Origin of the sequence: Streptomyces sp. URMC 126 (genome assembly GCF_051386555.1) — a bacterium.
Lineage (GTDB): Bacteria > Actinomycetota > Actinomycetes > Streptomycetales > Streptomycetaceae > Streptomyces.
The window spans coordinates 1-15,705 of record NZ_JBPQTX010000162.1 but is presented as its reverse complement, the minus strand read 5'-3'; the positions used below and the strand labels follow the sequence as shown (position 1 = coordinate 15,705).

General features: G+C 74.2%; 14 protein-coding genes. 10 read left to right on the top strand and 4 right to left on the bottom strand.

The window, feature by feature from the left end; genetic code table 11:
• Positions 1–195 precede the first annotated feature (195 nt).
• Positions 196–690 (top strand): hypothetical protein, encoded by a 495-nt coding sequence (locus ACSNOK_RS19930; RefSeq protein ID WP_436782074.1) that lies wholly within the window; start codon positions 196–198, stop codon positions 688–690.
• Here the strand turns inward: ACSNOK_RS19930 and ACSNOK_RS19925 are convergent.
• The gene (locus tag ACSNOK_RS19925; protein ID WP_436782073.1) at positions 638–1,522 is read right to left on the bottom strand and encodes a phosphatidylinositol-specific phospholipase C/glycerophosphodiester phosphodiesterase family protein; all 885 of its coding nucleotides are present in this window, start codon (positions 1,520–1,522) and stop codon (positions 638–640) included. The genes ACSNOK_RS19930 and ACSNOK_RS19925 overlap by 53 nt on opposite strands.
• Positions 1,523–1,751: 229 nt before the next feature.
• On the opposite strand from ACSNOK_RS19925, the gene ACSNOK_RS19920 reads away from it, so the two are divergent.
• The gene (locus ACSNOK_RS19920) at positions 1,752–3,011 is read left to right on the top strand and encodes a phosphodiester glycosidase family protein (protein ID WP_436782072.1); all 1,260 of its coding nucleotides are present in this window, start codon (positions 1,752–1,754) and stop codon (positions 3,009–3,011) included.
• 153 nt (positions 3,012–3,164) lie between these two features.
• On the opposite strand, the gene ACSNOK_RS19915 is transcribed toward ACSNOK_RS19920, so the two are convergent.
• Positions 3,165–3,359: a hypothetical protein gene (locus tag ACSNOK_RS19915; RefSeq protein WP_004940230.1), complete on the bottom strand. Its 195-nt coding sequence runs from the start codon at positions 3,357–3,359 to the stop codon at positions 3,165–3,167.
• A gap of 209 nt (positions 3,360–3,568) precedes the next feature.
• On the opposite strand from ACSNOK_RS19915, the gene lysX reads away from it, so the two are divergent.
• The 8 genes from lysX to ACSNOK_RS19875 all read left to right on the top strand — a co-directional run bounded on the left by lysX (position 3,569) and on the right by ACSNOK_RS19875 (position 14,287).
• Positions 3,569–6,937 (top strand): bifunctional lysylphosphatidylglycerol synthetase/lysine--tRNA ligase LysX, encoded by a 3,369-nt coding sequence (gene lysX, locus ACSNOK_RS19910; RefSeq protein WP_436782071.1) that lies wholly within the window; start codon positions 3,569–3,571, stop codon positions 6,935–6,937.
• 624 nt (positions 6,938–7,561) lie between these two features.
• Positions 7,562–8,752: a hypothetical protein gene (locus ACSNOK_RS19905; protein ID WP_436782070.1), complete on the top strand. Its 1,191-nt coding sequence runs from the start codon at positions 7,562–7,564 to the stop codon at positions 8,750–8,752.
• A 1-nt stretch (position 8,753) separates the two neighbouring features.
• Entirely contained in the window at positions 8,754–9,071 is a 318-nt protein-coding gene (locus ACSNOK_RS19900; protein WP_436782069.1) for a hypothetical protein, read from the top strand.
• A complete protein-coding gene (locus tag ACSNOK_RS19895) occupies positions 9,068–9,775 on the top strand; it encodes an HpcH/HpaI aldolase/citrate lyase family protein (RefSeq protein ID WP_436782068.1) in 708 nt (235 codons plus the stop codon). The genes ACSNOK_RS19900 and ACSNOK_RS19895 overlap by 4 nt, the downstream gene beginning before the upstream one ends.
• Before the next feature lie 43 nt (positions 9,776–9,818).
• On the top strand, positions 9,819–10,373 hold the full coding sequence (locus ACSNOK_RS19890; RefSeq protein ID WP_436782067.1) for a citrate lyase holo-[acyl-carrier protein] synthase: 555 nt from the start codon (positions 9,819–9,821) through the stop codon (positions 10,371–10,373).
• Positions 10,370–11,827: an SDR family oxidoreductase gene (locus ACSNOK_RS19885; protein ID WP_436782066.1), complete on the top strand. Its 1,458-nt coding sequence runs from the start codon at positions 10,370–10,372 to the stop codon at positions 11,825–11,827. Before ACSNOK_RS19890 ends, ACSNOK_RS19885 begins: the two co-directional genes overlap by 4 nt.
• Entirely contained in the window at positions 11,821–12,816 is a 996-nt protein-coding gene (locus tag ACSNOK_RS19880) for a triphosphoribosyl-dephospho-CoA synthase (RefSeq protein WP_436782065.1), read from the top strand. The genes ACSNOK_RS19885 and ACSNOK_RS19880 overlap by 7 nt, the downstream gene beginning before the upstream one ends.
• Positions 12,797–14,287 carry a UbiD family decarboxylase gene (locus ACSNOK_RS19875; RefSeq protein WP_436782064.1) on the top strand — a complete coding sequence of 497 codons (1,491 nt, stop codon included), beginning with the start codon at positions 12,797–12,799 and terminating at the stop codon, positions 14,285–14,287. Before ACSNOK_RS19880 ends, ACSNOK_RS19875 begins: the two co-directional genes overlap by 20 nt.
• Here ACSNOK_RS19875 and ACSNOK_RS19870 read toward each other — a convergent pair.
• Both ACSNOK_RS19870 and ACSNOK_RS19865 read right to left on the bottom strand, forming a co-directional pair.
• Complete coding sequence (locus tag ACSNOK_RS19870; protein WP_436782063.1) at positions 14,269–15,162, bottom strand: DMT family transporter; 894 nt, start codon at positions 15,160–15,162, stop codon at positions 14,269–14,271. The two genes, ACSNOK_RS19875 and ACSNOK_RS19870, sit on opposite strands and share 19 nt — an antisense overlap.
• Positions 15,163–15,260: 98 nt before the next feature.
• Positions 15,261–15,683 carry a (2Fe-2S) ferredoxin domain-containing protein gene (locus ACSNOK_RS19865; protein WP_436782075.1) on the bottom strand — a complete coding sequence of 141 codons (423 nt, stop codon included), beginning with the start codon at positions 15,681–15,683 and terminating at the stop codon, positions 15,261–15,263.
• Between the last annotated feature and the right edge of the window lie 22 nt (positions 15,684–15,705).

Here is a 15,705-nt window from a genome sequence, read left to right as displayed (position 1 = left end):
GCCGGGCGGGCGGTCGTGGGGCTGCCGGGGCGGGGTGGCCATGCGTCCAGCGTCCTCCGGCGGGCGCCGCCGCCACCGGCGGGTGACAGGACCGTCACACGGTCCGCGCGGGAACATGACATTCCGCCATCAACCGCCCCATCAGGACCGCGTGGCGCACCATCAACCCGACGATCCGACCGTACGATTTTCCGGGTGACGGTCGATACGCACCGGAATGTCACCGCGGCGAAGGCCCGGGCCGCCTGCCTCCTGCTGGCCTTCCGGCACGGCAACCAACGCGCCTTCGACGACGGCCTGCCCAGTGACATGGCGGCCGACGAGGCCCGGTACCTCGTCGCGGCCCTCGTCTGGATCGCCAACGAGGCGGTCCGCAAGGTGTACCGGCCCGGCGTCACCGACCGGGTGCTGCGGTACCTCGCCGGGCGGTCGCCGGACGAGCCCTGCTGGGTCCGGACGGACGAGGAGGCGGCGCCCGATGTCGCTTTGCTGCTGGAATCGGTGCGGCGGGAGGACGCGGACGCGGTCCGTGAGCTGGTCCGGGCCACTCCCGACACCACCTTCCTGCTCGGCAGGCTGCTCCAGGCCGTGGCGCTGCTGCTGCCCCGGGTCCCGGAGGACGACTTCCGCCGGGTGCTCAGCGAGCTGCGCGGAGGAACGCTTCCAGACCCGCCAGATCGTCCGTGTTGAGGTGGTCGACGCCGGCCGCCCGGAGTTCGCGCCACACCGCGTCCCGCGCCGATCCCGGCAGGTCGGGCGTCGCCCAGAACCGGACCCGCCGGCGCTCGGCGTGCGCCTGCCGGACGATCCGCCGCAGCGCGGCCCGCTCCTCGGCGGGCATCGGCCCCACGCCCTGCCAGCGGAAGTGCTGCGCCCAGTTGTCGCTGACGAGCGGGAGGAACGAGGCGGGCGCCGTCGTGCCGAGGTCGGTCAGCCGTCCGTCGTAGAAGGCGTACCGCACCCGTTCCGCTTCCATCGGCCCCCGCGCCACGCGGTCGCCGGAGACCACGGCCGTCACCGCGCCGGGCCGGACCCGGCCGGCCGAGCAGACGGTGAGGATCTCCCGGTAGCGGCGCAGCTCCCGCGACAGCGCGCGGTAGGTGGCGTCGCCCGCGGACTTGATGTCGATCAGCAGTTGGCAGGGGCGGTCGTAACCCGGGTGCACGCGACCGCCGTTGGCCCGGACACGGCGCAGCAGCGGTTCGAGGTAGAGCGCGGCGAGGGTGCGCCGCGGGTCGAGGCCGGTGATGTCGTGGGCGACGAGGAGCCGGCCGCCGACGAGCCAGATGTCGGCCTCGACGCTGGTGAAGCCGTGCGCGAGCGCGTCGTGGAGCGGCCGTGGGTGCTCGTAGTCGTTGTGGGCGTGCGCCTGGCGCAGGGGCGGTCGCGTGTGTCTGCCGGGCGCGGTGCCGGCGAGGGCGGGCGGGGCGACGGTTCCCGCGAGCGCGGCGCCCAGGGTGACGACGACCGCGCGGCGGGTGTGGCGCGACGGTCCGGTGCGGCCGGGGGCGAACGGGGTCACGGTCCCTCCAGGGGAGCGGGAGTTCGGGGGACGCGCGCACGGTCCGTGCGCGCGATATGCCTGTGCTGCGCGTGTCGCTGTCAGTGAAGTATCGGGGCACGAAGGGCTGTTCGGCAGGGACGTGCCGAGAGTTGCCGGGATCGACGCCGGTGCTTTCGCCGCCGTTCTTCCGGGGCAGGGATAGGGCCCCTTGTGCTGTGGTGAAGTCGACGGGTCTTCTGGGGTGACGGTGAGCAGACGCGGATGCCGCGTACGCGCGGTGCTGACGGGGCTGGTGGCATGGGCGTCCCTGGTGACGGGGGCCGGCGGGACGACCGCGTGGGCCGGGCCGGAGACCGGACGGGGCCTTCCGGAGCCCGGCGCCCTGGCGTTGGGGGCGCCGGCGGAGGTGGCGCCCGGGGTGGGCTACCGGGAGTTCTCGCTGAAGGGCGGTCACGGCCCGGCGCACGGACACCTGCTGACGGTGAACCTGAGGGAGAAGCGGGTCTCCGTCGACCTGCTGTACCCGGGTGTGGTGGGGGCGCGGGAGAGCGTCTCCCGGCTCGCGGACCGGCGGGGCGCCGTGGGCGGGGTGAACGGGGACTTCTTCAACATCGCGGAGGAGCAGCATCCGGGGGTGGACGCGACCGGCGCTCCCGTGGGCCCCGCCGTGGCCGGCGGCCGGGCGCTGAAGTCCGCGGTGCCGGACGGTCAGCGGTTCGGCCCGGCGATGCCGCGCGGGGTGACCACCGAGGATGTGCTCGCCGTGGGTTCCGACCGGGTGGCGCGGCTGGACCGGCTGCGCTTCGAGGGGGTGCTCCGGTCGGGTGGGGACGAGCTGGAGCTGAGCGGCTTCAACCAGTACGCGCTGCCGGTCGGCGGTGTCGGGGCGTACACCCCGGACTGGGGCGCGGCCTCCCGGCTGCGTGCCACCTGCGGCACGGACACCGACCGCGGCGCGCCGTGCAGCCGGACCACGCTGGAGGTCACCGTGCGGAACGGCCGGGTGGCGGCGGTGTCGCGCAAGCCCGGCAAGGGCGCGATCCCCAAGGGGTCCGTGGTGCTGCTGGGCCGGGACGGCGGGGCCCGGGACCTGGGCCAGCTGGAGGTCGGGGACCGGGTGGAGGTGTCGAAGCGGCTGCGCTCGCGCGAGTCCGGGGCGGTGCGTTTCGCGCTGGGCGGTTTCCCGATCCTGCGGGACGGCCGGGCGCTCGGCGGTCTGGACGCCACGACGGCGGCGGTGCGGACGGCGGCGGGGGTGGGCGACCACGGCCGGCGCCTGTATCTGCTGGCGCTGGACGGCCGGGCCGCCTACCGGCCCGGGCTGACGCTGGCGGAGCTGGCGGCGACGCTGCGGAAGCTGGGCGCCGTCGACGCGTTCAACCTGGACGGCGGCGGTTCGAGCACGCTGGTCACCCGGGGCTCCGGGGGGCGTGCGGCGGTGCGGAACCATCCGTCCGGCGGGGCCGAGCGGGCCGTGCCCAACGGGATCGGGATCTTCGTCAAGTGAGCCGTCGGCGTCCGCGAGGACGCTGAGCACCACCGAGGCGCCGTCCAGGGGACGGCGCCTCGGTACCTCGGTCGGTCGGTGCTGCGATGCTTTCCCGGCCCACCCGCCGGGGGACGGGGAGACGCCCCCTGGCCCCGGCGGGTGGGGGCCGCGTCAGGGCCGCACGCTGGCGACCAGGTCGGCGGTGGCCGTGATGCCGTGCGAGATCGTGGGGGCGATGCTGGTGCTCGCCAGCATGAACCCGAGCAGGACGCACACCAGCGCGTGGGACGCGCGGAGTCCTCCATTGCGCAGGAACACCACGGCCAGAATCACGAGAAGCAGGATCACGGAGATGGAAACGGCCATGGTTGCCTCCTCGGCGGAGCTTCGGTCGTCCGCAAGTCTCGCGTATCGCGCCATCCGCCTCGGTATGGCACATGTCCTCCCTTCGGGTGACAAACTCCCGATCGGGTCAGTCGGTGGGCCGACGCGGCCGCGGTACGGGTGACGTCCCGTGCCTACGTTCCAGGATTGTTCGACGGGCGTGCGGCCCCGGGCCTGCCTAGGCTGACGGAATGAGCCGCACAGCCCGGGAGCGCGGACGCGCCGCGGTGGAGCAGGGGACGGCGGGCGGCCGGGCCGCGGAGGGCGGGCCGGCGCGCGCGCCGTCCGGCCCGGGCCGCCCGCTGCGCCGGGTGCCGGGCGGCTTCGCCCTCTTCTTCGGCCTGCTCGGCACGTTCTGCGCGCTGACCTCGCTGATCCCCCCGCTGCGGCGCGCGGCGTACCCGCTGACGCACGCCCTGGACACCCTCACCGTCCCCACGGCGCCCAACCTGGCGTACGCGGTGTTCCTGCTGCTGCTCGCCACCGCGACGGCCGCCCGCAAACGGGTCGCCCTCTGGTTCGTCCTCGCCTACCTGACGCTGCTGGTGCTGGCGGACGCTCTGCTGCTCGCCGTCGGCTACTGGGACACGATCCCGTCGCTGGTGCTGTCCCTGGCCGCGATGGCGCTGCTCGTCCTCGCGCGCGGCGAGTTCTACGCCCAGGTGCGCCGGGGCGCGTTCGCGCGGGCGCTGCTGGTGCTGGTGGCCGGCCTGGCGGCGGGCACGCTGGTGGGCTGGGGGCTGGTGGAGCTGTTCCCGGGGACGCTGGAGCGCGGCGGCGGGAACCGGCTGCTGTTCGTGGCCAACAAGGTGTGCGGCGGACTGGTCAGCGGCCGGCACTTCACCGGGCACCCGCCGCACCCGGTGTACTTCCTGCTCGGTCTGTTCGGCGCGCTGGCGCTGCTCAACGCGACGATGACGCTGTTCCGCTCGCAGCGGCTGGAGGCCGCGCTGCACGGTGACGAGGAGCCGCGCATCCGCGCCCTGCTCGCCCGGTACGGCGGCCGGGACTCGCTCGGCTACTTCGCCACGCGCCGGGACAAGGCCGTCGTCTTCTCCCCCAGCGGCAAGGCCGCCGTCACCTACCGGGTGGAGGCGGGCGTCTGCCTGGCCTCCGGCGACCCGCTGGGCGACCCCGAGGCGTGGACGCCCGCCATCGAGGCCTGGCTGGAACTGGCCGGCCGGTACGGGTGGCAGCCGGCGGTGATGGGCGCCGGCGAGGAGGGCGCCTGCGCCTACGCCCGCTCGGGCCTCGGCGCGCTCCAGCTCGGTGACGAGGCGATCCTCCAGGTGGCCTCGTTCGACCTGGAGGGCCGCGAGATGCGGGTGACCCGGCAGGCCGTCAACCGGGTGGAGCGCACCGGCGCGTCGGTGCGCGTGCGGCGGCACTCGGCGCTCTCCGACGAGGAGATGGGCGAGGTCATCCGACGGGCGGACGCCTGGCGGGACACCGAGACCGAGCGGGGCTTCTCGATGGCCCTGGGCCGGCTGGGCGACCCGGCGGACGGGGACTGCCTGCTGGTGGAGGCGTTCGACAGCGAGGGGCGGATGATCGCCCTGCTGTCCTTCGTGCCGTGGGGACGGGACGGGGTCTCCCTCGACGTGATGCGGCGCGACCGGGCGGCGCCCAACGGCGTCATGGAGTTCATGGTGGCGCGGCTGTGCGCGCAGGCCGGCCGGTTCGGGATCAAGCGGATCTCGCTCAACTTCGCCGTGTTCCGCTCGGCGTTCGAGGAGGGCGCCCGGATCGGCGCGGGGCCGGTGCTGCGGCTGTGGCGCAGGCTGCTTCTGTTCTTCTCCAAGTGGTGGCAGCTCGAAGCGCTCTACCGCTCGAACGTCAAGTACAACCCCGAGTGGCACCCGCGCTTCCTCTGTTATGCCGACGCCGGGGCCCTCGCCCGGATCGGGCTGGCCTCGGGCATCGCCGAGGGCTTCGTCTCGGTGCCCAGCCTGGGGAAGCTGTGGGGCCGGGGGCGGGCGCGGGGCGTCGCCCGGCCGGCGTCGACGGCCGGTCTGCCGCCGCTGTCCGAGCTGGGCCTGGGCCCGGAGGCCGGGGGCGACCTGGTCCTCGACGAGCTGGAGCGGCTGCCGGAGCAGGTGCGGGTGCGCCGCCGCAAGCTGGAACGGCTCCGCCGGGACGGCGTCGACCCGTACCCGCCGGACGCCCACCGGACGCACACCCTCGCCGCGATCCGCGCAGCGCACGCGGGGCTGGCGCCCGGCGCGCGCACCGGTGAACGGGCCGCCGTGGCGGGCCGGGTGCTGCTGCTGCGCCACCACGGCGGGATCGCCTTCGCCGTACTGCGCGACTGGTCGGGCGACCTCCAGCTCACCGTCTCCCGGGACGGCTCGGGTCCCGAGCTGCTGCGCCGCTTCGTCCGGCTCGACCTCGGGGACCACATCGAGGCGGAGGGCGAGATCGGCACCACCGACCGCGGCGAGCTCACCCTCTTCGTCAGCCGGGCGCGGCTGATCGCCAAGTGCCTGCGCCCGCTGCCGCACAAGCGGCACGGCCTCGGCGATCCGGAGGCCCGGGTACGGATGCGGTACGTGGACCTCGCCGTCTCCCCGGCCGCCCGGCGGACCGTACGGGCGCGCGCCGCGGCCGTACAGGCGCTGCGCGCCGGGCTGCTGGAGCGCGGCTACCTGGAGGTGGAGACGCCGATGCTCCAGCAGGTGCACGGCGGCGCCAACGCCCGCCCGTTCACCACCCACATCAACGCCTACGACCTGGACCTGTACCTGCGGATCGCCCCGGAGCTGTACCTGAAGCGGCTGTGCGTGGGCGGCTTGGAGAAGGTCTTCGAGCTGGGCCGCACCTTCCGCAACGAGGGCGTCTCCTACAAGCACAACCCCGAGTTCACCATGCTGGAGGCGTACCAGGCGTTCGCCGATTACGACGTGATGCTGGATCTGACGCGGGAGCTGATCCAGGAGGCGGCGGTGGCGGCACACGGTGCGGCGGTCGCGGTGCGCACGGAGGAGTCGGGGAAGCGGGTCGAGTACGACATCTCCGGGGTGTGGCCGGTGCGGACGGTGTACGGCGCGCTCTCGGAGGCGCTGGGCGAGGAGGTCGGTGCCGGCACCCCCGTGGCGGAGCTGCGGCGGCACTGTGACGCGGCCGGGGTGCCGCACCGGCCGGAGCAGGGGCGCGGGGACGTCGTGTTGGAGATGTACGAGCGGCTGGTCGAGGAGCGGACCACCCTGCCCGTCTTCTACAAGGACTTCCCGACCGACGTCTCCCCCCTCACCCGCCCGCACCGCGCGGACCCGCGGCTGGCCGAGCGCTGGGACCTGGTGGCGTTCGGGACCGAGCTGGGCACCGCCTACTCGGAGTTGACCGACCCCGTGGAGCAGCGGAACCGGCTCACCGCGCAGTCGCTGCTGGCGGCGGGCGGTGACCCGGAGGCGATGGAGCTGGACGAGGACTTCCTGCGCGCCCTGGAGTACGCGATGCCGCCGACGGGCGGGCTGGGGATCGGGGTGGACCGGCTGGTGATGTTCCTGACGGGCCTGTCGATCCGCGAGACGCTGCCCTTCCCCCTGGTGCGGCACCGGTAGGAGCGGGGCGCCCCGCGTTCCGGATAGTGCCGTCGGCTGTCCGACATTCACGAAACCGACCTGAATCAGGCCGCGCGCCCCCTAACCGACCGGATCCGCCCCTCCATACGGTCTGACCAGGGCGGGTATGCATATCGGCACTAAATGCGGATTCGGGCCGTCCGGTATCGAAAGGTTCCGCGGCGGTCCGCAGGGGCCGCACAGGGCGCGATGCGAAAGAAGATCATCAACGCCTTTCACGGAAGCACCGCATTCACAAAAGCGCTGGCCAACGCGGCGCGTTCACCGCGGCGGAGGTTTTGCCGACGGCCCGTCGACGGAAGCCCCGCGGGGGGATCCGGCCGGAGTTGTACAGGTTACGTAAGAGCTGGCCGATAAGGAGCGTTCATGTTTGCGCTCCTGCACCCCGGGAGCAATAGTCGTGCGAAAGGGACTGTGCCGACGGTGCTCTGGCAAAACGGACCACTGCGAGGCTGATCCGACCGCGCCTCCGAGGCCATAGCCGGGCGGGGAAGGGCCAAGCTCCCACCGCATCGGCGGAAGCGAATTCTCCAGTTCCGTATCCAACCATCACACACACGGGGCGGCGATGCGCCGCCCCGCGATTTCAACGGGGGAGAGATCATGCGTCAGTTCGACGTTACGCTCGACCATGCCTTAAACGATGCGCATGTCACGGAAGTGGCCTACTGGATCAACTTCGCCAGTCATCAGGTAGTGAAGTTCCACATCGACCCGGTGGGCCGGACGTCCATACGCGTCTGGGTCACCGACGATGCCGATCCCGAAGAGATCAGCCGCAAGATCCGCACGACCGTCGAGTGGTCCGTGGCCGAACAGCAGGGCAATGACGGCGGGGACCACTCCCCCGGCCCGGTCCGCTTCGGGCCGCCCCGCGGGCCCGCGGCGCTGACCCCGGACGATGCCGTCACGGCCGGCGCCCTCACCCCGCTCGGCATCGCGGACGTGGTCATCGGCGAACCGCTGGTGACCCTCATCCGCGGCCTCGACGAGGCGTTCCGCGAGCTGGCCGCCGGCTTCGGCGCGAGCGAGGCCTCGTACTCGACTCTGCTGCCCGCCCAATACCTCGAACGCCTCCGGTATTTCGACGCCTTCCCGCAGAACGTCCTTTTCCCGGTGCATCTCGACACCGATATCGACACCGCCCAGCGGTATGTCTCCCAGACCCTGGACAACCAGGGGCAGCCGCCCCGCGACGACTTCGCCGGCTTCGCGCCGCGCGACCAGGTGCTGGCGCCCGCGGCCTGCTTCCATGTGTACCAGGGGCTGGAAGGCCGGCAGCTGACCCGGGACACCGCGATCACCACCCTCGGCAGGTGCTACCGGTACGAGAGCCGCAACGCGGTGCTGATCGAGCGGCTGTGGGACTTCTCCATGCGGGAGGTCGTCTTCGTCGGCTCCCCGGAGTACGTACGGTCCTGCCGGGACGAGAGCCGGCGGCGTGTGCTGGAGCTGGTCGAGCGGTGGCAGCTGGGCGGCTCCGTCGTCCCCGGCCACGACCCCTTCTTCCTCCGCGGCGACCGGCCCGACGCGGTGGGCGACGAGAACCCCAAGTTCGAGCTGCGGCTCGACCTCCCTTACAAGGACGGCGACTTCGCCTGCGCCTCCTTCAACGTCCACGGCACGTTCTTCGGCAGCGCGGGCGAGATCGTCGACTCCGCCGGCGAGACCGCGTGGACCGGCTGCACCGCCTTCGGGCTGGAGCGGTGGGCCTGGGCGGTCCTCGCCCAGCACGGCCTGGACCCCGAGGGCTGGCCCGCGGACCTGCGGCGTCTGCACAAGCAGGCGGCGTGAGATGACCGACACGGACACCGTATCCGCCGTCACGGTCGGCACGCGCCAGTCCGGTGACGTGCTCGTGGCCCTGCGCTCGCACCCCCGCCTCGTGCTGCGGGTGAACAGCCCCGTCGCCGACCTCGTCGGCGACCGGCTGCGCACCCTCGGCCTGGAGGCGCTCAAGGCGGCCGGCATCGACGCCGCCAGCGTCGAGATCCACGACAACGCCGCCTCCGAGTGGATCGTCCGCGCCCGGCTGCGCACGGCGGTCCGCCGCTGGCACGCGGCCACCGCCGCGGCACAGGACGCCGCACCCGCCCGGGAGGAGAAGCCGTGAGCGTCATCTCCCTCTACGTATCGGCCGGACGCCCCGGCTACGTCGAACACGCCCTGACCGTCTCCGGTGTCGACGCCATCGTCCTCGACCTGGAGGACTCGGTGCGGGACGCCGACAAGGACGCCGCACGCGACCTGGCGGCCGAACTGCTGCGGTTCTACGACGGGTTGCCGCCCCGGCTGCTGGTGCGGATCAACGCCCCCGGCGGCGAGCACCTCGACGCCGATCTCGCCGCGCTCGTCCCCCTGGGGCTGAACAGGCTGCGGCTGCCCCAGGTGCGCACCCGCGAGGAGCTGGACCGGGTGCTCGCACGCATAGCGGCCCTCACGGAGGAAAGCGGCGTCGCGCCGCCCCAGGTGGAGCTGATGATCGAGACGGTCGCCGCCCTGCGCGACCTGGAGGAGATCGTCGCGGGCCGGCCCGAGATCACCGCGCTCACCTTCGGCGGCGAGGACTACCTCAGGGACAGCCGTGCCGTCGGCGCCCCGGACGACCTCTGGGAAGCGAAACGCGTTCTCGTGGAGAAGGCGACCGCGGTCGGCCTGCCCGCGTACGACACCGTCTACTCGAACCTGCACGACCGCGACGCGGTCTGGCAGGACGCCCACCGGGCCGCGGGCCTGGGCTTCGCCGGCAAGAGCGTCATCCACCCCGCCCAGTCGCCGGTGACCCGCGATGCGTTCGCTGCCGCCGCCTCACAGTGAGCCGTGGCCTGCCCCGACGCCGGGGCAGGCCACCCAGGACGCCGTGCTGGCGTGGCGGGACCTGCTCGACGCGAGTGCCCTGGCCGTGCACCGGCCGGGGTGCGCCACGGTCTCGGTCACGCCGCGCTCCCCGGCGGGAACCTTCCCGCCGGCGGAGGCCGGGCGGCTGCACGACGCCGCGCTGGCCCGGCTGCGGGCCGCCCTGCCGGGGGAGGTCGCGCACAGGACGCTCGAAGCGCCGACCGGCCCGGTCACCCTCCTGGTGATCGCCGCCGAGGCGCGCCGGGTGAAGCGGGCCTGCCTGCGGATGGAGGAGCACGACGCGGTCGGTGAACTCACCGACGCCGACGTGGTGCTGCCCGTCCCGCTGTCCCGCGCCGACCTGGGCCGGCCGCCCCGCCCGTGCCTGCTGTGCGAGCAGCCGGCCAAGCGGTGCGTCGTGCTGCGGCGGCACCCCCGGGAGCTCGTCGTCCAGGCCGCCCGCCACCTGTACGCCCGCGCCTTCCGCGACTCGCCCGGCCTCGTACCGCCCGCCGGGCCCCACCGCCCGTACCCGACGCCGCCCCACCACCGCGACCCGTACAGGAGCTGCGCATGACCGACACCCCACCCTCCCCCGCCGCGACGGGCGACGACGCGGCGGACGGCCTCCGGGAGGCCGTGGACCTCCTCCGCCGGGGCCAGGTGGTCGTCGCCCCGAGCGACACCCACTACACGATGGTCGCCGACCCGGCGAACCCGGAAGCCACCGCGCGCGTGTACGAGGCCAAGGAACGGGACGCCGACTTCCCGCTCACCGTGTTCCTGGCCTCGCCCGACCTGCTGGACACCGTCGCCGTCGTGACCGACGAGATCCGCGCGCTGGCCCACCGCCTCTGGCCCGGATACCTCACCCTGATCCTCCCCAAGCGCCCGGAGGCGGTGGGCGCCCACGTGACCGCCGGCCTGCCCACCGTCGCCGTCGCCTGCCACCGCGACCCCGTCCTGCGCGAGCTCCTCACCGGGCTCGGCGGGTACGCGGCCTGCACCTCGGCCAACCGCAGCGGGCAGGGCGGCGAGCTGGTGACGCTCAAGGACGCCCGGGAGCAGGTCGGGGACCGGGTCGCGGCCGTGCTGGACGGCGGCGAGCCGGCCGACGCGGGCACCGGGAACACCATCCTCGACCTGACCGGGGAACGGCCCGTGCTCGTCAGGCACGGCGAGGTGCCGCTCGCCGACATCGCCGCCCTGATCCCGGACATCGAGGACCGGGCCGCCCACTACAAGGAGGACCTCAAGCGCCGGCAGCGGTCGGTGGCGACCTGGCGCCCCACCCTGGAGGGGAAGACCGTCCTGGTGACCGGCGGCGCCCGGGGCCGGGGCTCCGAGCTCGCCCGCGTCCTCGCGCTGGCCGGGGCCCGCGTCCACATCGCCGACCGGGACCCCGGCGGCGCGGCCCTCGCCGAGGAACTGACCGGCCAGGGGCTGACCGCCCGCTTCCACGTTCTGGACGTCACCGATCCGGGGGCCTGGGAGATCACGGTGCGGGAGGTGGCGGCCGACTCGGGCCGGCTCGACGTCCTGATCAACAACGCCGGCTACTTCGAGGCCGAGAGCCTGCGGGACCTCTCCGAGGAGAGCTGGTCCCTCGCCCTGCGGGTCAACACCGGCGGCGCGCTCAACGGCATCCGGGCGGCGGCGGCCGTGATGGGCCCCGGCGGCTCCGTCGTCAACGTCTCCTCCGCCTTCGGGATCTCCGCCAGCGACCTGGTGGGGGTGGCCTACCAGACCAGCAAGGGCGCGCTGCTGCCGCTGACCCGCGCGGCGGCCGTACGGCTGGCCGGCGACGGCATCCGGGTCAACGCCGTGTGCCCGGGCCTGATCCGCACGCCGATGACCGAGTCGCTCTTCACCGACCCGGACACCCGCGACCGCGTCCTGGGTGACGTGCCGCTGGGCCGCGAGGTCAGCATCTGGGACATCGTGGACGCCGCCCTGTTCCTCGCCTCGCCGGTGAGCGACTACATCACCGGCGTCGCCGTGCCGGTGGACGGGGGGCTCTGCGCATGCTGACCGGCGCCCGGCGGCCCCACCCCGCCGGCACGACGGCCACCGTGCCCGCGGCGGACGAGGCCGGCACCGCCGCGGACCCCGAGGCCGAGACGGCCGACCGGCTGGCCGCCGCGATGGTGTACGGCCTGAGCGCCGAGGCGGTGACCTGGCCCAAGCCCGGCCTGGTCACCGCGGTGTCCTCGGGCTGCCACCGGGACATGGACGTCTACACGCTGCTGCGCAGCAGCGCCGTGCTGCAGCCCGCCTTCCGTACGGCCGTGCTCTTCGGGCTGCGGCGGGGCGCCGCCGCCCCGGCCGCCCGGGACTTCGCCGAGCTGCGCGCCGCCGGGCGGCGGGCCGAGCACGCCATGCTCGCCGCGACGGGCGGCACGAACACACACCGGGGCGCGCTCTTCCTGGGCATGCTGCTGTGCTGCGCCGCCGGTATCGAACACGCCGCGGGCCGCCCCCTGGAGCCGGAGGCCGTGTGCCGCACCGCCCAGGAGGTGAGCCGGGACGCGCTCAGCGCGGATCTGGCGGCGGCGGGCGCGGGCCCCTCCAGCGTCGGGCTGCGCGCCTACGCCGTCCACGGCCTGTCCGGTGTGCGCGGCGAGGTCCTGCGGGGCTGGCCCAGCCTGCTCGGCCACGGGCTGCCGGTCCTCCGTACCGCCCTCGCCGCCGGCCGTCCGCTGCGCGAGGCGGTCGCCGACACGGTGCTCGCCCTGATGACCGTCGTGGAGGACACCACGGTGCTCAACCGGGGGTTCGACCCCGAACGGCTCGAGACGACGAAGCGTCAGGCGGCCGCCGCACTGGCGGCCGGCGGCACCGCCACCCGGCGGGGGCGGCGGCTCGTCGGCCGGATGTCCCGCCGCCTCGAACAGCGGCAGATCAGTCCCGGCGGCTCCGCGGATCTCACCGCGATGGCGGTCGCCCTGCACACGTGGCAGACCCGGTCGGAAGCCACGGCACCATGGAAAGGAGACCGGCGTGCCCAGGCATCTGCGTAGCCTGCGCGAGTATCTGACGGCCCTGCGGGAGATCGGCGATCTGCAGCCGATCGACGTGGAGGTCGACTGGAACCTCGAACTCGGCGCGATCACCCGTCGGACCTACGAACTGCCCGCGGCGGCCCCGCTGTTCAACCGGATCCGGGGGATCGAGCCCGGCTTCCGGGTCCTCGGCGCGCCGGCCGGGCTCAGCTCCCACCCGGAGTACCCGCTGGCGAGGGTCGCGCTGTCGCTCGGCCTGCCGATCGACACCGCCCCCGACGAACTGGTCACCGAGTGGTCGCGGCTGCAGGAGTGCGAGCCCCTGCCGCCCCGCCTGGTGCCGACGGGCCCCTGCAAGCAGAACCGGATGACCGGCGACGACGTCGACCTGTACCGGCTGCCCGCCCCGCTGCTGCACGCCGGGGACGGCGGTCGCTATCTGAACACCTACGGCACGGTCGTCTCGTCCTCCCCGGACGGTTCCTGGACCAACTGGGCGATCACCCGCATCATGCTGCGCGACCGTACGTCCATGACGGGCATCGTGGTGCCCGCCCAGCACGTCGGCCGCATGCACCGGATGTGGGCCGAGACCGGCCGGGACATGCCGTTCGCCCTGGCGCTGGGTACGTCCCCCGGCGTCGCCATGGTCGCCGGCTGTCCCGTCCGCGACGGACTGGACGAAGCCGCGCTGCTCGGCGGGTGGTTCGGCGAGCCCCTGGACGTCGTACGGTGCGAGACGCACGACCTCCGGGTGCCGGCCGACTCCGAGATCGTGATCGAGGGCTACCTGTCCTTCGAGGAGACGGCCCCCGAGGGCCCGATGGGCGAGTACAGCGGGCTGCTGTGGCCGGAGGACAGCCGCTTGTGCCCCGTCTACCGGGTCACGGCCGTCACGTACCGGGACGATCCCATCCTGCCGGTGGTCGTCGCCGGCATGCCCGTGGAGGAGAACCACACCAACTGGGGGATCAACATCTCCGCCGCGGTCCTGCACGAGCTGCGGACCGAGGGCCTGCCGGTGCGCCGCGCGTTCATGCCGTTCGCGGCGGCCTGCCACTGGCTGGTCGTGACGGTCGACACCGCCTCGGGCCCGGGCCGCTGGGGCAGTTGGCGGAAGCTGGCCGACGAGGTGGGCGAGGCCGTCTACCGCACCCGTCCCCGGCACATCATGCCGAAGGTCATCGTCGTCGAGGACGACATCGACCCCTCGGACCTGGACCAGGTCGTGTGGGCCGTCGCCACCCGCGCCCACCCCCGGGAGACGATGTTCGTGCCGGACATGCCGACGCTGCCGCTGGTGGGCTACCTCAGCGAGGAGGAGAGGCGGGCCGCCCGCACGGACAAGGCGGTGTTCAACTGCCTGCCCCGGGACGACTGGTCCCCGACGGGCGCGCCGATCCGGGCCGACTTCGCGCAATTCCCCGCCGAGTTGCGCGAGCGGGTGGTGCGCGACTGGGAGTCCTACGGCTACCCGCCGGCGGACTGAGGGCCGGGCTCGTCCCGCGCGGGGCGCCGTTCTCCCAGCACCACCCCCACGAGGACGGCGGCCCCGCCCACCGCCAGCGTCCAGCCCACCGGCTCGCCGAGCAGCAGGCCCAGGCAGACGGCGACCAGCGGCAGCAGATAGCTGACCAGCGAGGCGGCCACCGCGCCCGCTTCGGCGATCAGGCGCAGGTTGAGCACGTAGGCGGCGCCGGTGCCGAGCGCCCCCAGCGCCAGGACGGCGGCCGTCGCGCTCACGTCGGCCTCGACGGGGCGCAGGAGCAGGGGGCCGCCCAGCAGGGAGACGGCTGTCGCGGCCGTCAGCTGGCCCGCCGCGAGGGCCAGCGGGCCGTGGCCGCTGTCGCCCAGCACCCGGCCGAGGTAGACGAAGCCGGCTCCGTAACACGCGGCGGCCACCAGGCACGCGCCGGTGGCCGCGATCGTGCCCGGGCTGCCCCAGGGGGCGAGCAGCAGCACGACTCCGGCGAACCCGACGGCCACTCCGGCGAGTTGGCCGGCCCGGAGCTGCCGGCGTTGCCTCGCGGCGACCGTGAAGACCACCGTGAACAGGGGCGCCGCCGCGTTGCAGGTGCCCGCCAGGGCGGAGTCCACGTACTGCTCGGCCCAGGCGAAGAGGAAGTACGGCACGTCGTTGGCGACGATCGCCGCCACGGTCAGCCGCGTCCACGTCCGGCCGTCGCGGGGCAGCCGCTCGCCCCGGGCCGCGGCCACGGCCAGCAGGACCGCCGCGCCGGTGGCGAGGCGCAGGGTGAGGATCTGGGCCGGGCCGAACTCCGGACCGGCGATCTTGATGAGCAGGTAGTTGGACCCCCACAGCAGGGCGAGCGCGGCGAGCCGTAACGAGCCGATGAGGGACATGAGTCGCACGCTACCGGGGTGACGCCCGGGGCGTAAGAGGCGGCCCGGCGGCGGGGGCGCACGGGCGGCGCTCCGCGCCCGGCCGGTGTGCGGTCGCGCTAGTCCGCCACGCCTCCGCGCACCCGCCGGGAGGGCGTGAAGACGTAGAGGTCGAGGACGCCGGGCGGGTCGGCGAGGCCGGGGCCGCCCGCGGCGGTCCAGGCGGCCACGTCCGCGGGAATGTCGGGGTCGTTGCACAGGCCCAGCCAGACCGGCCGGCCCCCGGCCTCGCGGCCGGCACGGGACGGCTGGACGACGATGACGTTGGCCTGTTCGCAGACGTCCAGGCAGTCGGTGACGCGGACGGCGGCCGTGCCGTCGAGCGTGCGGCGCAGCTCGCGGAGCTGGGCGGCGTGGTCGACGCCGGGGATCTTGGGGGTGCCGCAGCAGCAGCCCCGGCAGACGGTGACGGTACAGCGGTCCGCCGCCGGGGACGCGGCGGCGTCGGCGCGGCGGGGGCGTTTCCTGGCGGAGGCGGTCATCGGGGTTCTCCGGGGGTCGGGG

Excerpts from the sequence above, each read along its gene's own strand:
- ACSNOK_RS19915 (WP_004940230.1), bottom strand. The coding sequence starts at position 3,359 with ATGGCCGTTTCCATCTCCGTGATCCTGCTTCTCGTGATTCTGGCCGTG.
- lysX (WP_436782071.1), top strand. The coding sequence starts at position 3,569 with ATGAGCCGCACAGCCCGGGAGCGCGGACGCGCCGCGGTGGAGCAGGGG.
- ACSNOK_RS19905 (WP_436782070.1), top strand. The coding sequence starts at position 7,562 with ATGCGTCAGTTCGACGTTACGCTCGACCATGCCTTAAACGATGCGCAT.
- ACSNOK_RS19900 (WP_436782069.1), top strand. The coding sequence starts at position 8,754 with ATGACCGACACGGACACCGTATCCGCCGTCACGGTCGGCACGCGCCAG.
- ACSNOK_RS19885 (WP_436782066.1), top strand. The coding sequence starts at position 10,370 with ATGACCGACACCCCACCCTCCCCCGCCGCGACGGGCGACGACGCGGCG.
- ACSNOK_RS19880 (WP_436782065.1), top strand. The coding sequence starts at position 11,821 with ATGCTGACCGGCGCCCGGCGGCCCCACCCCGCCGGCACGACGGCCACC.
- ACSNOK_RS19870 (WP_436782063.1), bottom strand. The coding sequence starts at position 15,162 with ATGTCCCTCATCGGCTCGTTACGGCTCGCCGCGCTCGCCCTGCTGTGG.
- ACSNOK_RS19865 (WP_436782075.1), bottom strand. The coding sequence starts at position 15,683 with ATGACCGCCTCCGCCAGGAAACGCCCCCGCCGCGCCGACGCCGCCGCG.